Origin of the sequence: Aeromonas media, from assembly GCF_000819985.1 — a bacterium.
Classification (GTDB): Bacteria; Pseudomonadota; Gammaproteobacteria; order Enterobacterales; family Aeromonadaceae; genus Aeromonas; species Aeromonas media.
On the sequence record NZ_CDBZ01000045.1, the window covers coordinates 1 to 385 of the forward strand.

Below are 385 nucleotides of genomic sequence, written 5' to 3' on the forward strand. Positions count from 1 at the left end.
ACTCCGAGGAACTGAGATGACGTCCCCCTCCTGCCCCCCGCTCTATCTGGTCGACGACGACGAGGCCGTGCTCGACTCCCTGCGCTTCATGCTGGAGAGTTGCGACGAGCGGCAGCTGTTCAGCTTTTCCGATGGCGAGCGCTTTCTGGCCGAGGTCGATCTGCTCCAGCCCGCCTGCCTCATCCTCGACTGCCGCATGCCGGGGCTGTCGGGCCCCGAGGTGCAGCAGCGGCTGAAGGCGGCCCAGAGCCCCATCGCCATCCTGTTTCTCACCGGCCACGGCGAGGTGCCGCTGGCGGTGGAGTCCCTCAAGCTGGGGGCGGTGGATTTCTTGCAAAAACCGGTGCAGTTGGCCCCCCTGCTCGCCGCCATCGCGCGGGCCGAG

At 67.8% G+C, this 385-nt stretch carries 1 protein-coding gene; it reads left to right on the forward strand.

Features of this window, described 5'->3' with window-relative positions; translation table 11 throughout:
* Window positions 1–16: 16 nt before the first annotated feature.
* The coding region (locus BN1127_RS21085; RefSeq protein ID WP_042648529.1) for a response regulator at window positions 17–385 on the forward strand (369 nt) is incomplete at its 3' end.